This window comes from Rhodococcus sp. WY5 (genome assembly GCF_018588185.1).
GTDB classification, from domain to species: Bacteria; Actinomycetota; Actinomycetes; order Mycobacteriales; family Mycobacteriaceae; genus Rhodococcus_F; species Rhodococcus_F qingshengii.
Genome location: NZ_JAAMPR010000001.1, coordinates 2,381,685 through 2,401,528, shown reverse-complemented (window position 1 = coordinate 2,401,528; position 19,844 = coordinate 2,381,685). Strand labels below are relative to the sequence as shown.

Annotated in this window: 23 protein-coding genes; 13 read left to right on the top strand and 10 right to left on the bottom strand. The window is 62.0% G+C overall.

What is annotated here, in order from left to right; genetic code table 11:
• The first annotated feature begins 71 nt into the window (after window positions 1-71).
• Window positions 72-1,142, top strand: a complete 1,071-nt coding sequence (locus G4D79_RS11215; RefSeq protein WP_030535230.1) for a LacI family DNA-binding transcriptional regulator — start codon at window positions 72-74, stop codon at window positions 1,140-1,142.
• 4 nt (window positions 1,143-1,146) lie between these two features.
• Here the strand turns inward: G4D79_RS11215 and G4D79_RS11210 are convergent, their stop codons facing one another.
• Genes G4D79_RS11210 through G4D79_RS11200 form a run of 3 tightly spaced genes read right to left on the bottom strand, consistent with a single transcriptional unit; the run spans window position 1,147 to window position 3,169 of the window.
• Window positions 1,147-1,698, bottom strand: a complete 552-nt coding sequence (locus tag G4D79_RS11210) for an SRPBCC family protein (protein WP_003940599.1) — start codon at window positions 1,696-1,698, stop codon at window positions 1,147-1,149.
• A gap of 50 nt (window positions 1,699-1,748) precedes the next feature.
• The gene (locus G4D79_RS11205) at window positions 1,749-2,408 is read right to left on the bottom strand and encodes an alpha/beta fold hydrolase (protein WP_099697829.1); all 660 of its coding nucleotides are present in this window, start codon (window positions 2,406-2,408) and stop codon (window positions 1,749-1,751) included.
• Window positions 2,405-3,169, bottom strand: a complete 765-nt coding sequence (locus G4D79_RS11200; RefSeq protein WP_003940355.1) for an MBL fold metallo-hydrolase — start codon at window positions 3,167-3,169, stop codon at window positions 2,405-2,407. Before G4D79_RS11200 ends, G4D79_RS11205 begins: the two co-directional genes overlap by 4 nt.
• A gap of 19 nt (window positions 3,170-3,188) precedes the next feature.
• Between G4D79_RS11200 and G4D79_RS11195 the strand changes: the two genes are divergently transcribed.
• Complete coding sequence (locus G4D79_RS11195; RefSeq protein WP_228232235.1) at window positions 3,189-4,313, top strand: alpha/beta hydrolase; 1,125 nt, start codon at window positions 3,189-3,191, stop codon at window positions 4,311-4,313.
• On the opposite strand, the gene G4D79_RS11190 is transcribed toward G4D79_RS11195, so the two are convergent.
• Window positions 4,249-4,839, bottom strand: a complete 591-nt coding sequence (locus tag G4D79_RS11190) for a TetR/AcrR family transcriptional regulator (protein ID WP_099697830.1) — start codon at window positions 4,837-4,839, stop codon at window positions 4,249-4,251. The genes G4D79_RS11195 and G4D79_RS11190 overlap by 65 nt on opposite strands.
• A gap of 130 nt (window positions 4,840-4,969) precedes the next feature.
• Between G4D79_RS11190 and G4D79_RS11185 the strand changes: the two genes are divergently transcribed.
• The 6 genes from G4D79_RS11185 (at window position 4,970) to G4D79_RS11160 (ending at window position 9,631) form a co-directional block, all read left to right on the top strand.
• The gene (locus G4D79_RS11185; protein WP_042451435.1) at window positions 4,970-5,974 is read left to right on the top strand and encodes a patatin-like phospholipase family protein; all 1,005 of its coding nucleotides are present in this window, start codon (window positions 4,970-4,972) and stop codon (window positions 5,972-5,974) included.
• Between the two features lie 13 nt (window positions 5,975-5,987).
• Complete coding sequence (locus G4D79_RS11180) at window positions 5,988-7,520, top strand: NAD(P)/FAD-dependent oxidoreductase (RefSeq protein ID WP_007733790.1); 1,533 nt, start codon at window positions 5,988-5,990, stop codon at window positions 7,518-7,520.
• On the top strand, window positions 7,517-8,395 hold the full coding sequence (locus G4D79_RS11175; protein ID WP_007733788.1) for an SDR family oxidoreductase: 879 nt from the start codon (window positions 7,517-7,519) through the stop codon (window positions 8,393-8,395). The genes G4D79_RS11180 and G4D79_RS11175 overlap by 4 nt, the downstream gene beginning before the upstream one ends.
• A gap of 19 nt (window positions 8,396-8,414) precedes the next feature.
• Window positions 8,415-8,933 (top strand): GNAT family N-acetyltransferase, encoded by a 519-nt coding sequence (locus tag G4D79_RS11170; RefSeq protein WP_099697831.1) that lies wholly within the window; start codon window positions 8,415-8,417, stop codon window positions 8,931-8,933.
• 90 nt (window positions 8,934-9,023) lie between these two features.
• Window positions 9,024-9,443 (top strand): hypothetical protein, encoded by a 420-nt coding sequence (locus G4D79_RS11165; protein WP_054187716.1) that lies wholly within the window; start codon window positions 9,024-9,026, stop codon window positions 9,441-9,443.
• Window positions 9,443-9,631: a helix-turn-helix transcriptional regulator gene (locus G4D79_RS11160; RefSeq protein ID WP_003940277.1), complete on the top strand. Its 189-nt coding sequence runs from the start codon at window positions 9,443-9,445 to the stop codon at window positions 9,629-9,631. Before G4D79_RS11165 ends, G4D79_RS11160 begins: the two co-directional genes overlap by 1 nt.
• 57 nt (window positions 9,632-9,688) lie before the next feature.
• Here the strand turns inward: G4D79_RS11160 and G4D79_RS11155 are convergent, their stop codons facing one another.
• The 5 genes from G4D79_RS11155 to G4D79_RS11135 form a co-directional block, all read right to left on the bottom strand.
• Entirely contained in the window at window positions 9,689-9,916 is a 228-nt protein-coding gene (locus G4D79_RS11155) for a hypothetical protein (RefSeq protein ID WP_007733785.1), read from the bottom strand.
• A gap of 81 nt (window positions 9,917-9,997) precedes the next feature.
• Complete coding sequence (locus tag G4D79_RS11150; protein ID WP_003940591.1) at window positions 9,998-10,825, bottom strand: ABC transporter ATP-binding protein; 828 nt, start codon at window positions 10,823-10,825, stop codon at window positions 9,998-10,000.
• Window positions 10,809-11,909, bottom strand: coding sequence for an aliphatic sulfonate ABC transporter substrate-binding protein (locus G4D79_RS11145; RefSeq protein WP_099697832.1), 1,101 nt, complete (start codon window positions 11,907-11,909; stop codon window positions 10,809-10,811). Before G4D79_RS11145 ends, G4D79_RS11150 begins: the two co-directional genes overlap by 17 nt.
• Window positions 11,906-12,763, bottom strand: coding sequence for an ABC transporter permease (locus tag G4D79_RS11140; RefSeq protein WP_099697833.1), 858 nt, complete (start codon window positions 12,761-12,763; stop codon window positions 11,906-11,908). Before G4D79_RS11140 ends, G4D79_RS11145 begins: the two co-directional genes overlap by 4 nt.
• A gap of 244 nt (window positions 12,764-13,007) precedes the next feature.
• Window positions 13,008-13,934: a bifunctional 2-polyprenyl-6-hydroxyphenol methylase/3-demethylubiquinol 3-O-methyltransferase UbiG gene (locus G4D79_RS11135; RefSeq protein WP_099697834.1), complete on the bottom strand. Its 927-nt coding sequence runs from the start codon at window positions 13,932-13,934 to the stop codon at window positions 13,008-13,010.
• An 88-nt stretch (window positions 13,935-14,022) separates the two neighbouring features.
• Here G4D79_RS11135 and G4D79_RS11130 point away from each other — a divergent pair, with 88 nt between their 5' ends.
• From G4D79_RS11130 to G4D79_RS11115, 4 genes are all read left to right on the top strand, one after another.
• Window positions 14,023-14,868 carry an LLM class F420-dependent oxidoreductase gene (locus tag G4D79_RS11130; protein WP_099697835.1) on the top strand — a complete coding sequence of 282 codons (846 nt, stop codon included), beginning with the start codon at window positions 14,023-14,025 and terminating at the stop codon, window positions 14,866-14,868.
• 105 nt (window positions 14,869-14,973) lie between these two features.
• A complete protein-coding gene (locus tag G4D79_RS11125; RefSeq protein WP_042451450.1) occupies window positions 14,974-15,546 on the top strand; it encodes a flavin reductase family protein in 573 nt (190 codons plus the stop codon).
• Entirely contained in the window at window positions 15,539-16,165 is a 627-nt protein-coding gene (locus G4D79_RS11120; protein ID WP_003940303.1) for a superoxide dismutase, read from the top strand. Before G4D79_RS11125 ends, G4D79_RS11120 begins: the two co-directional genes overlap by 8 nt.
• Window positions 16,166-16,333: 168 nt before the next feature.
• Window positions 16,334-17,425 (top strand): alpha/beta fold hydrolase, encoded by a 1,092-nt coding sequence (locus G4D79_RS11115; protein ID WP_007733778.1) that lies wholly within the window; start codon window positions 16,334-16,336, stop codon window positions 17,423-17,425.
• A 1-nt stretch (window position 17,426) separates the two neighbouring features.
• On the opposite strand, the gene G4D79_RS11110 is transcribed toward G4D79_RS11115, so the two are convergent.
• Window positions 17,427-18,695, bottom strand: a complete 1,269-nt coding sequence (locus tag G4D79_RS11110) for a VWA domain-containing protein (RefSeq protein WP_099697836.1) — start codon at window positions 18,693-18,695, stop codon at window positions 17,427-17,429.
• Between the two features lie 173 nt (window positions 18,696-18,868).
• Here G4D79_RS11110 and G4D79_RS11105 point away from each other — a divergent pair, with 173 nt between their 5' ends.
• Window positions 18,869-19,831, top strand: coding sequence for a sensor domain-containing diguanylate cyclase (locus G4D79_RS11105; RefSeq protein WP_058037733.1), 963 nt, complete (start codon window positions 18,869-18,871; stop codon window positions 19,829-19,831).
• Window positions 19,832-19,844 lie beyond the last annotated feature (13 nt).

The following is a 19,844-nucleotide window of genomic DNA, read 5'->3' as shown; positions in this document are numbered from 1 at the left end:
CGTCAATCCCCGAACAGCCGACCGACACCGAACCAACTCAGAACCGACGCACACCAGGAGCCACGACGCAGATGACGCCCGATCCGTCGAACCGCAGCAACGGCCGTCCGCCGACGCTGCGCGAAATCGCCGACCAGGCCGGGGTCCACATCTCGACGGCGTCGCGGGTCCTCCGTCAGCCCGAGCCCGCCGACGGCTGGTCCGACTCCGCACTCCGGGTTCGTCAGGTTGCCGAGGAACTCGGTTACCAACCGAACCTGTGGGCAGCCAGCCTGCGTACCCGCAAGACCACCACCATCGGCGTCGTGATGCCGAGACTGACAGACGTTGTAGTGGCCACCATGTTCCAAGGCATCGAGGAAGCCGCCACCGCAGCCGGGTACTCCGTCTTGCTCTCCAGCCCGCCCGACGATCTGGAAGCGCAACGCAAAGCGGTCGAGTTCCTGGTGAGCCGACAGGTCGACGGTCTCATGCTGAGCAGCATTCACCTGCCGGGTACCGATTTCGTCGACTCGCTCCCCCTGCGCTCACTGCCGATCCTGCTGCTGAACCGGCACATCGACTCGGCGACGTCATCCGTCAACCGAAGCCTTCCCTTTGTCAGCGGCGACGACCGCCTCGGCGGCTACCTCGCGGGGAAGCATCTACTGGACTGCGGCTATCGCGATCTCGGAGTGATCGCGGGGCCGGATCACGCCAGCACGTCGAGGGAACGCGTCGCGGGTTTCCGCGATGCCCTGGCCGAAGCCGGTCTGGAACTGCCGCCGAACCGAATAGTGGCGTCCGAGTTCGAAGTTCAAGGGGGTGTCGATGCGGCGGCCACACTGCTCAGCGGGAACACGCGCCCTGACGCCGTTTTCACGGTGAGCGACACCATCGCGATCGGCGTACTCGGTGTGGCCCGTGATCTCGGGTTGAGCATTCCCGACGATCTTGCGTTGGTCGGCTACAACGACATTCCGGTTGTCTCCCAACTCCCGGTGCCCCTGACGACGGTCAGGTCCCCCGCCCGAAAGATCGGAGCGACCGGGCTCGAGCACCTACTCGCACTGATCTCCGGCAAGAACGTCGAATCCGTGAAGCTTCCCGTCGAACTGATCGCGCGAGCCTCCACCAGAAAGCCTGCCAGTCGCAAACTCTGAGCAGCTACCAGACCTGAGATTCGTCGATGCCCAACTGTCGCGCGTAACCGGAGTTGAGTGCGTCCCAGCCGTACTCGCGCGCCCGTTCACCCACGATCGGTCCGAAGGGCTCGCCTGCCAAAAGGGCATCGAGTACGTCGAAGCACAGATGCCACCCCGCAGCGAGCGCCGACGCCATCCCCTCGGCGCGCGACCTCTGCGTCAGCACGACGCGGGTACCGCCTTCGATCGGGGTCAGGTCCCACACCAATTCGTCCGGGCCCCACTCGTGTTCGAGCCGCCGAGTGGTCTCCACGACGTGAACGGTGACCGGCAGCGACATTTCGGGGGCGCCGTCCTCGGTGAGCATGGTGATCACCGCATCACCGGTACGGCTCAGGTTCCGATCGGCGGTGTACGGCGTCCATTGCGCCAACATCTCCGGGTCGGTGATCGCCTCCCACACCTTCTCGACGGAATACGGCAGAACCCGAGGAAAGCTGACGACTGTGTCGTCACCGTCGACGCTCACCGTGACGTCGGACAGGGCACTGGGCTGATACGGCTGAGCACTCATGGTTCGATCTCACCAGGAACCACCGACACGGGCAACCGCCCGCTGGGCGTTCAGAACGCAAACACCGCCGATGCGGCCGCGACTGTCTCCTCCACCACCGGAAATTTCACCACGGACAAGTCGTGTCGAGCTCCTTCGAACTCCACCAGACGCGTCGCGGCGGGAATCAAGGCGAGTGCTGCCCGCATCTCCTCCGTTGTCGCGAACTCGTCCTTCGAACCGTGGACGACAACGGTCGGTGTGTTCAGGTCGGGCAGGTGTTCGGTTCTGAGCTTCTCGGGCTTCTTCGGTGGATGCAGTGGATAGGAGAGAAGGACCAGGCCGTCGACAAGTCCCGGGTTCTCCGCCGCAAGCATCGACGCCTGCCGACCGCCGTACGAATGTCCGCCGAGCAGAACGGGTCCGGGCACCGCGTAGTCCTTGCGAACAGCAGCAATCACCTCGGCAATGCCCGCGCGATCCTCTGCAGCACGCGACGGATGCGGAGGCCCCGAAGCTCGACGCACCCGAAACGCGAGATCGAAGCGCAGAACTTGCACTCCTGCCGCAGCAAAGCCGTCGGCAACAGCACGCAACAGCACGGTGTCGCAGTTACTTCCTGCGCCGTGAGTCAGTGCAAGCGTGGCGACGGGCGACGCGAAGGACACAGAAGCAGGTCGATGAAGGAAACCGTGCACCGCACCTTCGTCGACCGTTTCGACAGTAGTCATGGACGCATCCTTGTCCGACCCGCTCGGGCCTGTTCGACCGCGGCAGTCATGCTGCCCTCGTAAACCGGACCGTGTCCGGGAAACAGCACGCCGGCAGGTGCAGCGGCGATATTGTCCAACGCCTGGTCGGTCGCTTCACGGTCATGATTGAAGGGGCACACCAGAAATTGTGGTCCGGCAACGCTCGACGTCGCGTGTCCGGTCACCAGAGCGTCACCCGACGCGATCACTCCTGCGTCGGGAACAAGGTAAGCGCTGTGGCCGTCGGTATGCCCATGAGTGGGAATCGGCACGATCCGACCGGGAACGTCCAGCGCACCACCGGACGCAAAGGACTGTGCCCGAGGCAGTTCCGCACCTTTCAACGCGCCGACTCCGATCACGTCGCGAAGCCATTTCGGAGCACCTCGCCGCCACAACAGCAACGGAACTCCGGCCGGCGACAACTGTTGCAGATACTCCCGCTTCGCATGAGGCACTTCCAACGGATCCATCAGGACCGGAACCTCGAGCCGAGTCACGATGTCCGCGATCCCACCGATGTGATCGATGTGCGCGTGAGTGACGAGAATTGCCCGAACATCCCCGAGCTGGTGACCGATCTGTTCGATCGAGCGTTCGACGTCGGTGCCGTTGGCCGGATATCCGCCGTCGATCAAGGTCAGATCGGACCCCTCTTCGACCAGGACCCAATTGGCGTGACCGCACCGAACCAGATGTGTGTTCTCGATCTGCGTGATCGACAGTGCCGCAGTAGTCATGCTTGGTAGTCTGCGCCACGTGTCGGAATCCGTGAAGCAGGCCAGCAGCCGCAGCATTCGAGATCGCGCCGAAGCATCCTTGGTGGCAGCCGCATTCGCACTGCCCAGCGCGGTGAAACGTCGAATCACCGGACCACCCGTCGTCATCGAGGGCAACACGCTCGACGCCGACGCACACCTTCTGCTCACGCTCGCGAAGACGCGGCCACTCCCCTCGCATTCAACCGATCCCCAGTCACTCGCCGCTGCTCGCGCCAATCTCACCCGAACCGCGATCATGATGGGCGGCAGGCCCACGCCCGTCCACACCGAGGAGATCTCCGTTTCGGGTGCCGACGGCCCGCTTCGCGCCCGGCTCTACGTCCCGACAGCCGACACAGGCGCTCTGCTCGTCTACTTCCACGGCGGCGGGTGGGTACAGGGCAGCATCGAATCCCACGATGCCCCGTGCCGCCTGTTGGCCGAAACCTCCGGCGCACGGGTCATCTCGGTCGACTACCGGCTCTCACCCGAATTCGCTTTCCCCACACCGGTACACGATGCCTACGCCGCATACCTCGATATCGTCGACCGCGCCGACGAGTTCTGCGCAGACCCGACGCGCATCGCTGTCGGGGGCGACAGCGCGGGCGGGCATCTTTCCGCAACGGTCGCGCTGCGTGCCCGCGACGACGGCAAGACCCCACCGGCGGCGCAGCTGTTGATCTACCCCGCGACCGACTTTCACGAGAAGGCCCCCTCGCGAACGACGTTCGGTGAAGGTTTCTTCCTGACCGAGGCCAACATGAACTTCTACGAGTCCAGCTTCCTCGGCAGCAATGCCGATCGACTCGATCCGATGGTGTCGCCGCTACGCGCCCCCGACGCGACCGGACTGCCGCCGGCCATCGTGATCACGGCGGGATTCGATCCACTCCGGGACGAAGGCGAAGCCTACGCAGCTCGATTGCGCGACAACGGTGTTCACGTGACCGATCGACGCTATCGCGGGTTCATCCACGGCTTCGTCAACGTTCTGGGACCGAGCGTGGGTTCGCGCACCGCCGTCGCCGAGATCGGCGGAATGCTCCGCGTTCTACTCACCCACCCAGCAAAATCTCCCGCAACGTATCCACCAGCGGATCAACCGGCAGCTCAGGGCTGATCGCACGCTGTAGCCCCAAACCGATTCCGACGCTGAGTATGCGCAGTGCCGCGGCGTTCGGGTCCAGTGCCGGCGTCACGCCGTTGGACTCGGCAAGATGTTGCACCACTCCGGCAATCAATCCGCGCACCTGATCGGCACCCGTCGCGATCTTTTCGCGGATCTCTTCGCTGTGCCGCGATCGCACCGAGAACTCGACTTCGAGCAACGTCCATCTCTTGTCCCCGATGGTTCGCTCGGCCCATCGCGCGAACTCGGCCACCGCCTCGTCGAGCGTCGAATTGGCTCCGAGCTGTGAGGTGATCTCGCCGACCTTGGTCAACCTGATTCGGCCGAGCACCTCGGCGCACAACTCGTCCTTGTTCTTGAAGTTCGAGTACACCGCACCTTTGGAATAACCGGCATCCTCAGCGATCTGATCGAGCGACGCGGCGGCGTACCCGCGATCGAGGAAATGTTCGACGGCCGTCGCCAACAAGGTCTCGCGGGTCATCGCCTGCGCTTCCTGCCTGGTCAATCGCGCCATCGGAACCTCCTCGCGGTTCTGAGTATCGAGATTCCAACGGTAGCCGAATACCGGAAGCGCACCGCAGGCGCACTCCCGAAACCCAAATTTGGGGTACCCACGTTATTCAGATACTGATAGTCTCCGAAATATGACTTCAGAAGTGACCGGCACCACCGCGCCCGGGTCCGGACGACACAGCGCGCCTAGACGGGGATTGGCAATCGGATGCGGCGGCACCCTCGGCTTCGCCTGGACCGTTGCTGCCCTCGCCTCGGTTCGGGACGCCCTCGACTGGGATCCCCGCGAAGCCACCGCCATCATCGGCACGTCCGCCGGAGCCGAGTTCGTGACAATGCTCGGCAGCGGAGTCGGCGTCGACGAGTTGGTAGCCATGCAACTCGGAGAGCCCGCCGCACGTCCCGAACTCCTCGCCCACACAGCATCGGCGCCCGGAAGAATCCCGCCACTTCCGAGTTTGGGGATCGGCAATCCACGACTGGTGACACGTCGAGATCTTCCCGTTCTGAGCCGGATGAGCGGTATCGCACCGCGTGGTGGCGGCGACCCGTCCTGGCTCACCACGCTCGCCGAATCTCTTGCCCCTGGCGATTCGTGGCTCCCACATCCGTGCGCGTACATGGTATCCATGGACTACAGAACCGGGCGACGGGTCGCGTTCGGGGCACAGGGGGCTCCGAAAGCGACAGTCGGTGAAGCGCTTCGAGCGTCTTGGGCGATTCCCGGCTGGTTCCCACCTGTCACCATCGACGGCGTCAGGTACATCGACGGCGGCGCGGCGTCCACGGCATCGGTAGACCTCCTGCTCCCCCTCGAACTCGACGAGCTGGTTGTACTGGCGCCCATGGCATCTCGAACACTGAAGCCGGCGCGCGGCGCCGCCCGTATCGAACGCGGCGCCCTGCGGAACTCCATGTCCAAGGGCCTCGACCGGGAAATCGAACTGGTGCGCGCTGCGGGAACCAGGGTCTTGCGCATAGACGCCACCGACGACGATCTCGCCGTCATGGGCGCCAACTTCATGGACGGCCGACGGCGGCTCGCCACCTTCGAATCATCCCTACGTACAACACGTGCGAGCGTGAAACGCGAACTCGATGCGCGCCCGTTCCACTCCACCCCGTCCCACCAGTGAAAGCGCAGACTCAGTGAACAACAGAACTGACCACTTCGAGGTCGTGATCATCGGTGGCGGGATCTCCGGGATCGGTGCCGCAATTCACCTGCAGCGCCTCGGGATCGACAATTTTGTCCTGCTCGAGAAAGCGGACTCCCTCGGCGGCACCTGGCGCGCCAACACCTATCCCGGTTGTGCCTGCGACGTTCCGTCCGGCCTGTACTCGTATTCCTTTGCCGCCAATCCGGATTGGACCCGACTGTTCGCGGAGCAGCCGGAGATCCGCGAGTACATCGAGGACACGGCCGTCCGCCACGGGGTCGACAAGCACGTTCGCTTCGGGGTCGAAATGCTCTCCGCACAGTGGGACGCATCGCAATCACTTTGGAAGATAACAACTTCCAGCGGTGAACTCACTGCTCGTTTCGTGATAGCCGCCGCCGGCCCGTGGAACGAACCCTTGACGCCGGCGATCCCCGGGCTGGAAACGTTCGAGGGCGAGGTGTTTCATTCCTCGCAGTGGAATCACGACTACGACTTGACCGGAAAGCGCGTCGCCGTCGTAGGTACCGGCGCTTCCGCAGTCCAATTCGTGCCGCGCATCGTCTCCGACGTGTCCGCCCTTCACCTTTACCAACGCACAGCTCAATGGGTCCTTCCCAAACCCGATCACTACGTACCGCGGATCGAAAGGTCCGTCATGCGATTCGTACCGGGAGCGCACAAGGCTCTACGCAGCATCGAATACGGAATCATGGAAGCGCTTGGATTGGGGTTCCGCAATCCGTGGATCCTGCGTATCGTGCAGAAACTCGGGTCGGCCCAATTGCGCTTGCAGGTGCGCGATCCGAAGCTACGCAAGGCGCTGACTCCCGACTACACCCTCGGTTGCAAGCGACTACTCATGTCGAACTCGTACTACCCGGCCCTCGGCAGACCCAACGTGACCGTCCATGCCAACGCAGTCGAAGAGATCCACGGCAACACCGTGATCGGAGCCGACGGAGTGGAATCGGAAGTGGACGCGATCATCTTCGGAACGGGCTTCCACATCCTCGACATGCCCATTGCATCAAAGGTATTCGACGGAGAAGGTCGATCACTCGACGATCATTGGCAGGGAAGCCCGCGGGCGTACTTCGGTTCCGCCGTCAGCGGATTCCCCAACGCGTTCATTCTGCTGGGCCCGAGCCTCGGCACCGGACACACGTCGGCCTTCATGATTCTGGAAGCCCAACTGAACTATGTGGCACAGGCGATCGGCCACGCTCGTCGGCACGGCTGGAAAACCATCGACGTGCGCCCGGAAGTACAGGCAGCCTTCAACTCTCAAGTTCAGGAGGCATTGGGTACCACGGTCTACAACGCCGGTGGTTGCGAAAGCTATTTCTTCGACGTCAACGGCCGCAACAGCTTCAACTGGCCGTGGTCGTCAGGAGCCATGCGTCGACGGCTACGGGCCTTCGATCCATACGCCTACAACCACACGCTGTCCGACAACCCTGCGTCAGACGACACCGCCGCTGAGCCCACCACCACCCCCGAACCGGAGTACACCACATGAGCCTTTTCGGCACCACCTACCCGCCGATCGATCTCGACGGAGCAGTCGTCGTCATCTCCGGAGGTGGCCGCGGAATCGGCCGGGCCACAGCGGAGTTGTTCGCAGCTCGCGGCGCACTCGTCTGCGTCGGCGACCTCGACGAGGAGACGGCCGTCGACACCGCCGCATCCATCGGCGCACGGGCCCGCGGGTACGCTCTGGACGTCACCTCACGCGAATCCTGGGATGTGTTCGTCTCCACAGTGATCGGCGAATTCGGTCACATCGACATTCTGGTCAACAATGCGGGCGTGATGCCGCTCGGCAGCTTCCTCGACGAGTCCGACGCCACCAGTCGAGTAACCCTCGACGTCAATGTCTGGGGCCCGATTCACGGGATGCGCACCGTGCTGCCCGGCATGGTGGATCGGCGACGCGGCCACGTCGTCAACATCGCATCCATGGCAGGCAAGCTACCGGTGCCAGGAATGGCCGTGTACAACGCAAGCAAGTTCGGTGCGGTGGGCCTTTCCGCCTCTGCTCGTGTCGAATTCGCAGATTCCGGCGTCAGCGTCAGCGCCATCCTGCCCAGCGCGGTGCGCACCGGGCTCTCCTCCGGTGTGCCACTCGGAAAGGGCATGCCGACGGTTGAACCCGAGGTCGTGGCCAAAGCTGTCGTCGACACGGTCGCGCACCGGCGAGCCGAAACTACTGTTCCGCGTTACCTTGCGGGCTGGGACCTCATCGACGCTGTAGTACCCGAATGGATGATCAACATCGGACGCCGGGTGATCGACGATCGCCGCGCGCTGACATCGGTAGATCCGAACGGGCGTGCGGATTACGAAAAGCGAGTGGCACGTCAGGCCGAAAACGAGGAGCACGATCGGAGATGAAGCGGGTAGTTTCGTGGCCATGTACATCCGCCGCGAAACTTCTTCCGACCGTGACGCAATCTATTCACTGCTCGGGGCGGCGTTTGCCGACCAAGCGCCGCCCGGCGAGTCTCCCTACGAGATCGAACTGACACGTCAGCTCTTCGCCTCGAACGACTGCTTACCGAAGTTGTCCCTTGTCGCCGTCGCCGGTGATGAGATCGTTGGTTTCGTGATCGGAACACGCGGATGGGTCGGTCCCGTTGAGGCGGTTGGCCTCGGCCCGTTGGCAGTCACACCGGACAACCAACGCAGCGGCGTCGGTTCGGCGCTGATGCACGCGGTGATCGGTGCGTCCGACGCTCTGGACGTGCCACTGCTCGCCCTCCTGGGCAGCACCGAGTACTACCCGCAGTTCGGGTTCGTCACCAGCACGGACGCCGGGATCGATTCTCCGGAAGCCGAGTGGGGCGAGCACTTTCAGATCAGGACCCTCACCACGCACCGCCCCGATCAGACGGGGAAGTTTTCATACGCAGCGCCTTTCGGGGTCGCTTGACCCTCAGCGCGATGTAAGAGTTCTTTGACATCCAGCGCACGTAAACCTACGCTCAGGCATGTCAAAGAACTCTTACACCTGGGAGGCTTCATGAGCACCACGGCACGGTGGAGCCTGATCATCGGTATCGGCGTCGCAGCAACGCTAGCCTTCAGCTTTTTTGCAGCATCGACCGCCGATGATCGGAAGACGTTGGCCTTCATCGTCTTCGCAATCGTCATGGCACCGGCTTGTATCGGGTCGGCGTGGGCCCTTTTTCCATCGGAGAACGACAAGGCCCCCGCCTACCCCGAGGACACCGTCGAAACAGAATGGAGTCGCAAGGCCGGCTTCGGCGCGTTCACCGACTTGATCACTGCCATGGGGATCGCGCTGATCGCGCACAATGTCTTCGGCGCTCCCGAACTGCCGCTCGTAATGTTTACAGCCCTCGGGCTGGCCGACTTCGGAATCCGGTACTGGGCAGTGTCGAGGGACCGCACCCCACAATCGAGATCTGACGAGATCTGATGCGCAACAACCTTCAAGAACTTCGTACGGCAGCCGGATTGTCACAGCAAGCGTGCGCCGACGCGCTCGGCATCACACGCCAGACCGTCATCTCGATCGAGAAGGGACACTTCGACCCGCGTCTGTCACTGGCGTTCCGAATCGCCGAATACTTCGACAAACGCGTAGACGACATTTTCTCCAGCTGACGCCGTCTCGAACTGACGGAAGATCAGTCGAGCTGCGGTTTCAGTCGAGCTGCGGTTTCAGTCGAACAGAGTTGGCGATCCGTTTTCGTCGTTCCCGTCTTCGACGGCCGTTGCCTTCTTGCCCGAGCCCTTGCGGACGACGGTCAACGTCGTCGTTCGACGCGACAACCTGTGCCCGTCACTGTGTTCGAGCAGCGCCATCCCCTGGCGAACTTCGACTACCGTCCACGGACCCGCATGGCCGGCTGCCTGCACGAGGTCACCGGACTCCACCTCAGTTGCCATGACCACTCCTTGTTCGTCGTGTCCTGCACGTTCTCCTTCCCATTATCGACGCGGCCACCTGGTAGTCGACGCGCAGGGTACCTACGCTGCAGCTGCAACCTTGACCGCATGGCCGACTTCGGCTCGGAATGCCGCGTATTCGGGTGAGCCTCGGAGATCGTCGGGATCGACGCCGGTTCGTGGCAGATCGATTTTCAGGTCGAGCGCGACCTTGCCCGGTCGGCTTGTCAGAACTACGACGCGGGAGCCGAGAAAGGCCGCCTCGTCGGCACTGTGAGTGACGAAGACACTTGTTCGCCCCGATTCGGCACTGACACTGCGCAGGTCCTCCTGCAGACGCTCGCGAGTGAGGGCGTCCAGCGCGGCAAAGGGTTCGTCCAACAGGAGCAACGACGTTTCCGCCGCCAAGGCACGAGCAATTGCCACCCGCTGCTGCTGCCCGCCGGAGATTTCCCAGATACGCCGGTCCGCAGTGCCGACCAGACCGACGCGGTCGAGAAGCTCGTCACGCCTTTGCCCGCGTTCGCTCTTCGCAACGCCGGCGTATTTGAGTGCCAGATCGATGTTGCCGCCCACCGATTTCCACGGAAAGAGCCGTGGCTGCTGAAACACCACTCCCGCACTCGACCCGGGAATCGGATCGGATCCGGAGACTTGAACCGTTCCACTGGAGGGATTTTCGAAACCCGCGATCAGCCGCAGCAATGTGCTCTTGCCGCAACCCGACGCTCCGACGAGAACCAGAAACTCACCAGGTGTGACGTCGATCGATACGGGCCCGAGTGCCGTGACGGACTCTCGACCGTGGCCGTACCTGTGCGAGACGGTGTCGATTCGGATCGCGCCCGGGCGGTCGGCAGCGAATCCTCCCGAGGCCTGCTGTGCGGTCACGCTACTGGTCAAGGACATCGGGAAGCCCCTTCACATAGAGAGCATTCTGAAAGACCGCCAGATCAGGCACACTGTCGATCTGCTTCTGCTCGGCCAGGAATTGCGCTGCACTCTGCAGGTTCACTGCCAGATTCCCGGGAGCGCCCTCGGTGCCCAACCATTCCGGCGAAGAGATCTGCTCCGGAGTGAGGAACACACCCTGTTTCAACTGCGCTGCCGCGTCGTCCTTCGAGGCGCCTAATTGTGCGGCAACAGCTTCCGCTGCCGCGTTCGGATCAGTGGCGATCGTCGTGAGCGCGCGGGCCTGAACCTGGCGCCAGGTGTCGACGATCTCGGGGTGATCCTTGGCAAACGCAGTCGACACCACACCAAGATCGAGTGTCGGCTTTCCTGCTGTCGCGAGCTCACGGCTGGCGATCAACTGTGTTCCGTCCTTACGGAGTTCGTCGAGCGTGGGCAGCCAGGTGTAGACGGCATCGATGTCACCGCGCTGCCAGGCTGCGAGGGATGCTTGCGGCTGGAGATCCACCAACTGGACGTCGTCGGCACTGAGTCCGGCCTGGTTCAGCGCTGCCAGCAGACTGTAGTGCGCGGTCGAGGAGAATGCCGTGGCCACTTTCTTGCCGCGCAGATCTGCGACGGTCTTGATTCCGGTTGCGTTGCGCGCCACCAGGGCTTCGTTGTCGCCGGCCACGTCGAGAACAAACGCGACCTGGTACGGAATGTTCAGCGGTGCCGAGAGTCCACGAGCAACCGGACTCGAACCGATTGCGCCGAAATCGATTTCACCGGCGATGAAGGCGGTGTTGATGTCGGCTCCCGAATCGAACTTCGTCCACTTCACGTTGTACTCGGGCAGTGCGTCTTCGAGCCAGCGATTGTTCTTGACTATCAAGTCGCCGCTCGGGAACGACTGGTAAGCGATACGGATTGTTTCCTTGGACGAATCCTGGCCCGAATGATCCACCGAGCACGCACCGAGAACAAGGGCAAGGACGCCGATCAGCACCGTGAACGCCGTCCGGGCAGCCCTTCCTTCATTGGGCGTCGAATTACTGCTGCGCTTCAGATTGCTGCTGGCGTGTTTCTGATTGTCAGTCATACTTTTCCCCTCCAGGGAACGGCGCGGCGCTCTGCAGCCCGCAGCAGTCCGTCGATGATCAGGCCGGAGAATCCGATGGCAAAGATCCCCACCAGCACGACCGGTGTGTTGTTGTAATTGCTTGCATCCTTGACCATTCCGCCGATTCCGGGGACGCCGTTGAACAGTTCGGCCGCGACCACCGACGAGTACGCCATACCTACCGACAGCCGAATGCCCGTGAAAGTTTCAGGTAAGGCCGACGGGACGACGACGTCCCGGATCACTTGCGCCCGTGAGGCTCCCAGGGCCCTGGCCGCTTCGACCAGTCCGACCGGCGCCGCGACCACAGCAGCTGTGGTGGCCACCGCTGCCGGCGGAAGAGCAGCGAGCGCCAGCAATGTAATCTTCGGCGCCTCGTCGATTCCCAGCCAGATCACCAGCAGGAAGAAATACGCCAGGGGCGGCAGTGCGCGCAGGAACGTCAACCACGGTTCGAGCAGGCTCCGCAGCCATGTCACCGATCCCATGGCCAAACCGAGGATCACGCCCAATCCGACGCCGATGATCACACCGACCAGCACCCGTCGCAGCGTCATGTAGAGGTGCTCCCAGAGCAGGTAACCCTGGTAGCCGCGCACTCCGTCGTGCGTGGTCATCGTGTTGACGAAGGCATGCCAGACCGTGCTCGGGAACGGCACGAAGGTCTCACTCCAGGTGCCGCTCGCGGCAGCGACCTGCCACAGGGCCAAGAATGCGATCACGGAAAGCACCGGCAGTCCGACAGTGGTCGCACTCGAAGTCCACGGCCGACGCGGCTCACGGTTCGGTTCCGTGACTGATGTTGGTTCTATTGCTTCGACAGGAGTCGACATCGCTGTTCTTCCTCGACGTACGGAAAATTCCGGCACACATGCAGCAACGGGCGCATATGCAGGGGCGAAGGCGCACAGAGCGGCGCCATTCTCACTCAGGAGAGTCGGAAGGAATCAACAGCAACAGCAGTTGGCACCAAGACGGCACAGGTCGACGGCGATGCGTCGTGTCAGTGGCGTCGAGGGCATGGGGGTAATTACTACCTGTGTCTGCAATTACCCGCAAATGCGGGGGAAATAGGCGTCAGTCGGCCAAGCGAACCGACAGCGAATACATGAGCGGGATCTCGGGTCGTCCGGCCGGGACTCCCCAACGCTTGCCGCCGAGTTCAGCCATCTCCTCGAATCCTTGCCAACCGTTGGCGTACGGGTACTCGTCGAAGGACTCGAACGTCAATCCGGCGCGCCGCAAAGCTCCTAGCACCTCGGAAATGGACCAGTTGAATTCACATGAGGGGAAAGGATTTTCGAAGTTCTCGACTCCGTTTCCCTCAGCGCCTGGCAAGATGAGATCGGCCGAATCTGCCACGTAGTCGCCCACGCCACGGGGTTCGGTCACGGGAGTCCCGCCTCCGTACGGGTATGTCAGCGACCACTTCTCGTCGAAACACATGGCAAACGGATGAAACTCCACCAGAACGAATCGACCGTTCGGCGCCAGAACACCGGCAATCCCCTCGGCCCACTCGTCGAGATCGGGTAACCAGATCACCGTTCCGTACGAAGAAAAGACTCGGTCGAACTTTCTCTGGCCAGCGGCAGCAGCGCGGAGCCACGCAGATACATCGGCACGCTCGAAATCGGCGGCAATATCGGATTCCGCGGACAAGGTTCGGGCGAAGTCGATCGCGGAATCCGCGATGTCGACGCCGGTCACCGCGGCGCCGAGAGCGGCCAAACTCAACGAATCCTGACCGGAATTGCACTGCAGATGAAGAATCGAGGAGCCGTCGATCTCGCCGAGCAGCGCCAGTTCTTCCGGATACAAGGTCGACCCGCCGTTGCGAAAGAACTGTGCCTGGTCTCCTTTGTGACTGTTGTGAGCGACGGTCGCCGCATTCCACGACAACCGATTCATCTCCGCTGCATCCATCACTACTGCATCCACCTCTACTGCATCCACTTCTCGACCCACAACAAGTCCGCCCGAGTTCACCACGTCCCCGGTCACGTCGGCAATCGATTTACTGGGCTGGAAACCTATCCGAACGAAGATGCAACAGGTTACAGTTTTTCGACGGACCATCGAAGGAGAACCAGTGCGCTACGGACTCAGCCTGTTCACCAGTGATCGCGGCATCCGCCCTGCCGATGCAGCAAAGGCTGCGGAGGCGAATGGATTCGACGCCTTCTACGTTCCGGAGCACACTCACATCCCCGTATCGAGGGATTCCGATCACCCCGGAACCCAGTCGGCAGAATTGCCCGACGACCGTTACATGCGCACACTCGACCCCTGGGTTGCCCTCGGCACCGCCGCGTCGGTCACGAGCACCATCCGATTGGGCACCTCGGTGGCACTCCCCCTCGAGCACGATCCGATCACTCTCGCGAAAACCATCGCATCGCTGGACCATCTTTCCGACGGACGCGTGGTTTTCGGAGTCGGATTCGGCTGGAATGCAGAGGAACTCGCCGACCACGGCGTACCGCCCAACAAACGCCGGCCCGCACTCCGGGAGTATCTCGAAGCCATGGGTGAACTGTGGTCGAAGGAAGAAGCTTCGTACGACGGCCAATTCGTGAAGTACGGGCCTAGTTGGGCCTGGCCCAAGCCCGTTCAGAAGCCCCGTCCTCCCATCTTGTTGGGCGGCGGCGGCAACGAGAAGACTTTCAAGTGGATCGCAAATTCTGCCGACGGGTGGATCACTACACCCATCGAGCAGGAGATCGACAGAAACGTGGAACTGCTCCGAAAGATCTGGGCCGAAGCAGGTAGAGTCGGCGAGCCTGAAATAACCGTCCTGGCAGGCAAACCCGATTCGGAGAAGCTCGCCCACTGGGAAGACATCGGTGTCACCGAAGCAATGTTCGGCACTCCGGACAAGAGCCCCGAAGAGGTTGTCGGATACATGGAACGCCTGGCAGCCAAGCTCGGACGGTGAGGTCCGCCACAGCATCTTGACCTCAACTGCACTCGAGGTTTTAACGTCGGTATTGCACAAGACAGTGCAACGGCAGCAAAACCCGAGACAGAAGAGGGGCGAGGAGTGACCACAAAACTGGTTGGCACCCAATCTGTTTCGGACGACTCTGTTGATGCGGAGCCGTCCATCCGAAACTCCTTCGTCGAGGCGTTCCGGAACCATCCCGCCGGCGTCTCGATCATCACCGCAACGGGCGATGACGGCCCGGCCGGCATCACGTCGTCGTCGGTGATCTCGATCAGCGCCGATCCTGCAGTTCTGGCGTTTTCACTGCAGTCGTTGCGAGGTTCTGCGAGCGTCATCGCTTCCGCCCGCAGTTTTGTTGTTCACCTGGCAAATTCGGCGAACGAACGACTGGCTTCCACGTTCGCAACCCGCGGCGCTGTGCGCTTCGGAGACGATATGCCCTGGTCGTTTCTCTCGACGGGTGAACCGTTCCTGCATGGGACAGGCCACGCCCTGCGTGCGGTTCCCTTGAATGCCACTACATGTGGCGCCGCAGTGATCGTCACTGCACGCGTCGTCGACGTCATCGATCCGCAGCACATGTCAGCGCCGCTCGTCTATCACAATCGAACCTATCGAAATCTCTCGACTCACAACATTTCCTCAAAGGAAGGCATGTCACATGACTGAATACGTTCTCCCCGAACTGGATTACGACTACGCCGCTCTCGAACCGCACATCTCCGGCGAGATCATGGAACTGCACCACAGCAAGCACCACGCAACGTACGTGGCGGGCGCCAACAGCGCAATCGAGCAGTTGGCTGCTGCGCGCGAAGACGGCACGATCACCGCGAAGGCGCCGCTGCTCAGCAAGAACCTCGCCTTCCACCTCGGCGGCCACACCAATCACTCCATCTTCTGGAAGAACCTCTCCCCCAACGGCGGTGAGCGGCCAGAGGGCGAGTTGGCAGCCGCAATCGACGAGCACTTCGGCACCTTCGACGCATTCGTCAACCACTTCTCCGCTGTAGCAACCACTTTGCAGGGGTCCGGCTGGGCAGTACTGGCCTACGACACGGTCGGGCAGCGCCTGGTCATCGAGCAGCTCACCGACCAGCAAGGCAACATCAGCATCGGTATCGTTCCGTTGCTCATGCTCGACATGTGGGAGCACGCCTTCTACCTGCAGTACAAGAACGTCAAGGCCGACTACGTGAAGGCCTACTGGAACGTCATCAACTGGGAAGACGTTGCACAGCGATACGCGACGGCCACAGCCTCGACCGGCTTGATCGTCCCCGCCTGATCGCCCCACCTGATCACTGCCGCATCACCCCGATCACCCCAGCTCGGCACGGTGGCTCCGTTGCCGAGCTGGGTTTCTGCACCCACGAAGTTGATGTATGTGAAGGCAGGTAACATACACCGAGCGGGCTGACTCGGCCGTCCGCCGATTCGACTCCGAGGGGAACCAGTGCTCGATATCAGTGGTTTGATCGCGACGTGGCGTCCCACGCTGGACACCGCAGCACGCAATGCATGGGGACTCTCGTTCGGCGACGGTGTCGAGAAGACCGAACGCACCCCGTCCGTACTGATCAGCGAAGGTCCACACCGCGATCTGTATCGCTTCGGCGCATTGTGGAGGCCAAGAGGTAATCCGGTTCTCCTCGTACCGCCCCTCGCGGTTTCAGCCGACTGTTACGACCTTCGTGCGGGCCAAAGCCTCGCCGCGCACCTACTGGATGGGGCGAACACGCCCTACCTCCTCGACTACGGGACCATGCGGTACTCCGACCGCGGGATGGGTTTCGAGGCCTGGGTCGACGACATCATCCCGGAAGCGATCCGTACGATCTCGGACCTACATGACGGCGCACCGGTTTCGCTGATCGGGTGGAGCCTCGGCGGGACCATGTCTCTGCTCACGGGCTCCGCTCACTCCGACCTGCCGATCGCATCGATCACGGCAATCGGAACGCCAATCGATTACACGAAGATTCCCGCTATCAGCCCCTTGAGGCTGATCGGCAAATACACGGGCGACACCCCACTCACGTCCGCGACCAATCTTGTCGGCGGACTACCTGCTCCACTCGTTCAGGCGAGTTACAAGGTGACGGCGTTGCAGCGCGAAGTTCTCAAGCCATGGTTCATCATGCGCAACCTCCACAACACCGAGACACTGGCTCGCATGGAATCGATAGACAAGTTCATGGCAGCCATGCCTGGATACCCTGGCAAGGCTTTTCAGCAGATCTGCGAACAACTCATGCTCGGCAACAATCTCTACAACGACGCCGTCACGCTTGCCGGACGCGAGATCAAACTGTCAGCTCTGAGCGTTCCCGTTCTCGCGATCGGCGGCACCACTGACGTGATTGCACCCATCGCTTCGGTGGAAGCAATCACGTCGGTCCTCACCGGCGCGCCGTCGGTCCGGTTCGAGAAGGCGCCGGGAAGTCACCTCGGGCTCGTTGCCGGCCCCACCGCGAGAGACTCCACCTGGGCGCACATCGACGAATTCTTGAAAGAGAATGCACCGCAGTTGGTTTCGACCAGCTAATTCACGGCGTTGTGATGCCCGCGGCTACAGCTGCCTTGTGCCAATCCGGGAATTCACTCAGCAAACGGGTGTACAACTGGGCGTCGTCGACGGTGTCGATGTCGTCCAGCGCGAAGAATCCGGCATTGTCGACCACCCTGCCGTCGAGGTCGTCGAGCTTCTCCAGCACTCCGTAGTTGGCCTTGCCGATTCCGACGAACTGCCAAAAGGCCGGGAGCCCAGACGCTTCGCGCATCAATTTCGTGATTTCCTTGCGCTCGCTGAAGCCACCGTCGGTGAAGAACAGGACGAGCGTCGGCGCCGAACCACGTGTCAGGCCGGAAAGAATCTCAGTCATGATCGGCACTTCACGATTTGCGGCGCCGATCTTGTCGTAGTTGAATCCGCCGTGCGAGCCGCGCAAGTGCAGGTAGGTATCCGACCACCCTTCCGCGTCATGGACAGAGATCTCGGGGAGTTTGACGAAGCTGACTGCATACAAGTACGGCTCCAGCTTGCCGTCGTCATCGAGTTGGATCGCAACGGGAATCATGCGTTCGACAACACGATGCACCACTCTGGTGCGGTACTGCTTGGCCATACTTCCGGTTTTGTCGATCACCAGGACCACCCGTGCCCGAATTCCGTTGCCACCCTTCGTCAGCAGGACCTTGGCCACTTCGCGCTTTCGGAGGTCCAGCTTCTCCCGCTTCACCATGGAGAGTTTGGCTTCGTCGGGCACGGTCCGGATACCGCCTGTCGATTCAGCAGAGCCGGCGGGTCGAGCCGGCGGTTCCTCGTCGACCGAAACGCCGAATGCTGTTACCAGGTCCGCCAATCCGCTGTCCCAGCCAGCTGAAACGTTTCGCAGCTTCCAGCCCGTGCCGCGGCGATAGATCTCGACGAGAACCGCTGCTCTCTCACTCGTCAACCCCAAAGCCTGAGCCACGATGGCGGTGGAACCAACCTGCTCCACCACGACCCCAAGGCCCCCGACAGCAGACAGGGTTCCGTTTGCCGCCGCATCAAGTGCCACGGCAACACTCAGCTGATGGATGTCAGCGGGCAACCTCGCAATGTCGATTTCGATGACGCCGCCGGACTCCAAGCGCACCGCGCCTTCGGGTGAGACCGGCTGATTGAAGAAGACAAAATCTGCGTCGTCCCGTACTTTGTTCCGTTCGTCGAGCTGGAACACCATCAGGTCTACCGTGCCCGGGGCGCTACCGTTCACCGCCACCTTCAGCGAAGTTCCCTCAACGACTGTGTTCGCTCCACGCGCCAGCTCCATACCGGAAGATTAGCTGGCCACCAAAGAATCCACGGCCCCGCGGTCGGAAGAATCACAGCACACTTTCAGCAATCGCGAGGATTCTCGAGGCAGACTGTTCGTGGAAGATTTGTCGCACGCGGGACCAAGAGCCTGAACATCGACAGAATCCTAGGGTCGATCAGGAGGTCAAAATGCCGCACGGCCAGACGCGCACCATCCCGATGTTGCCACTCTTGCCACCTCTGACGAATTTCGACGACGCAAGTCGCTCGGTCGTGTCCTACCTCGACGAATATCTTCCGCTGGCACTGTGGTCGATCACGCGGTTCGACGGGTCCAATCAAATCTTTCTCACCGTCTCACCCAACCCACTTCACATCGAAGTCGGCGAGACCCGGGCTTGGCCAAACACCATGTGCAGCGAGGTGGTACTCGGAAATGCGCCGCCAGTCTCATCGAATCGCGCGCTCGTGCGCGCACTGTCCCGTGATGGCAGGTGGGAAGGCATTGGCGCATACGTCAGCATCCCAATCCTCCACAACGACGGCAGTCTCTTCGGCACTCTGTGTGGCGCCGACCCGAGTGCGGGCGACTCCGCACTCGAGGACAACCTAGCCCTCCTCAATCTCCTGTGCCGACTTCTCGGAACCATTCTCGATGTCGACTATCAGCGCGCGCAGTCAGTCCGACTGGCCGAAACTGCGCAACTCGATGCCGAGACCGACCCGTTGACAGGTCTTCTCAATCGGCGCGGGTGGAATCGCATCCTCGAGGCCGAGCAAACTCGGTACCGCCAATTCGCCGATCCGGGAGCTATCATCATCGTCGATCTGGACGGCATGAAGACCATCAACGACGAACTCGGCCACGCCGCGGGCGACGAATACGTTCAAAGGGCCGGCAAGATCTTGGCAGCGTGCGCGCACCCTGGTGCGGTGGTTTCACGGTTGGGCGGAGACGAGTTCGGAATCGCTCTGCCCGATACACAGCCGCGCGCCGTCGACTACCTGCTCGAGTGTTTGGAGAAGGCGTTCCGGAATGCCGACGTCTGTTGTTCGATCGGTCGAGCCGACTTTTCCATGACCCAAAGCCTTTCCGAGACTTGGGATACGGCCGATGCGGAGATGTACCGCCACAAGCGCTCGAAGCACTGATTCGACTCCTCCA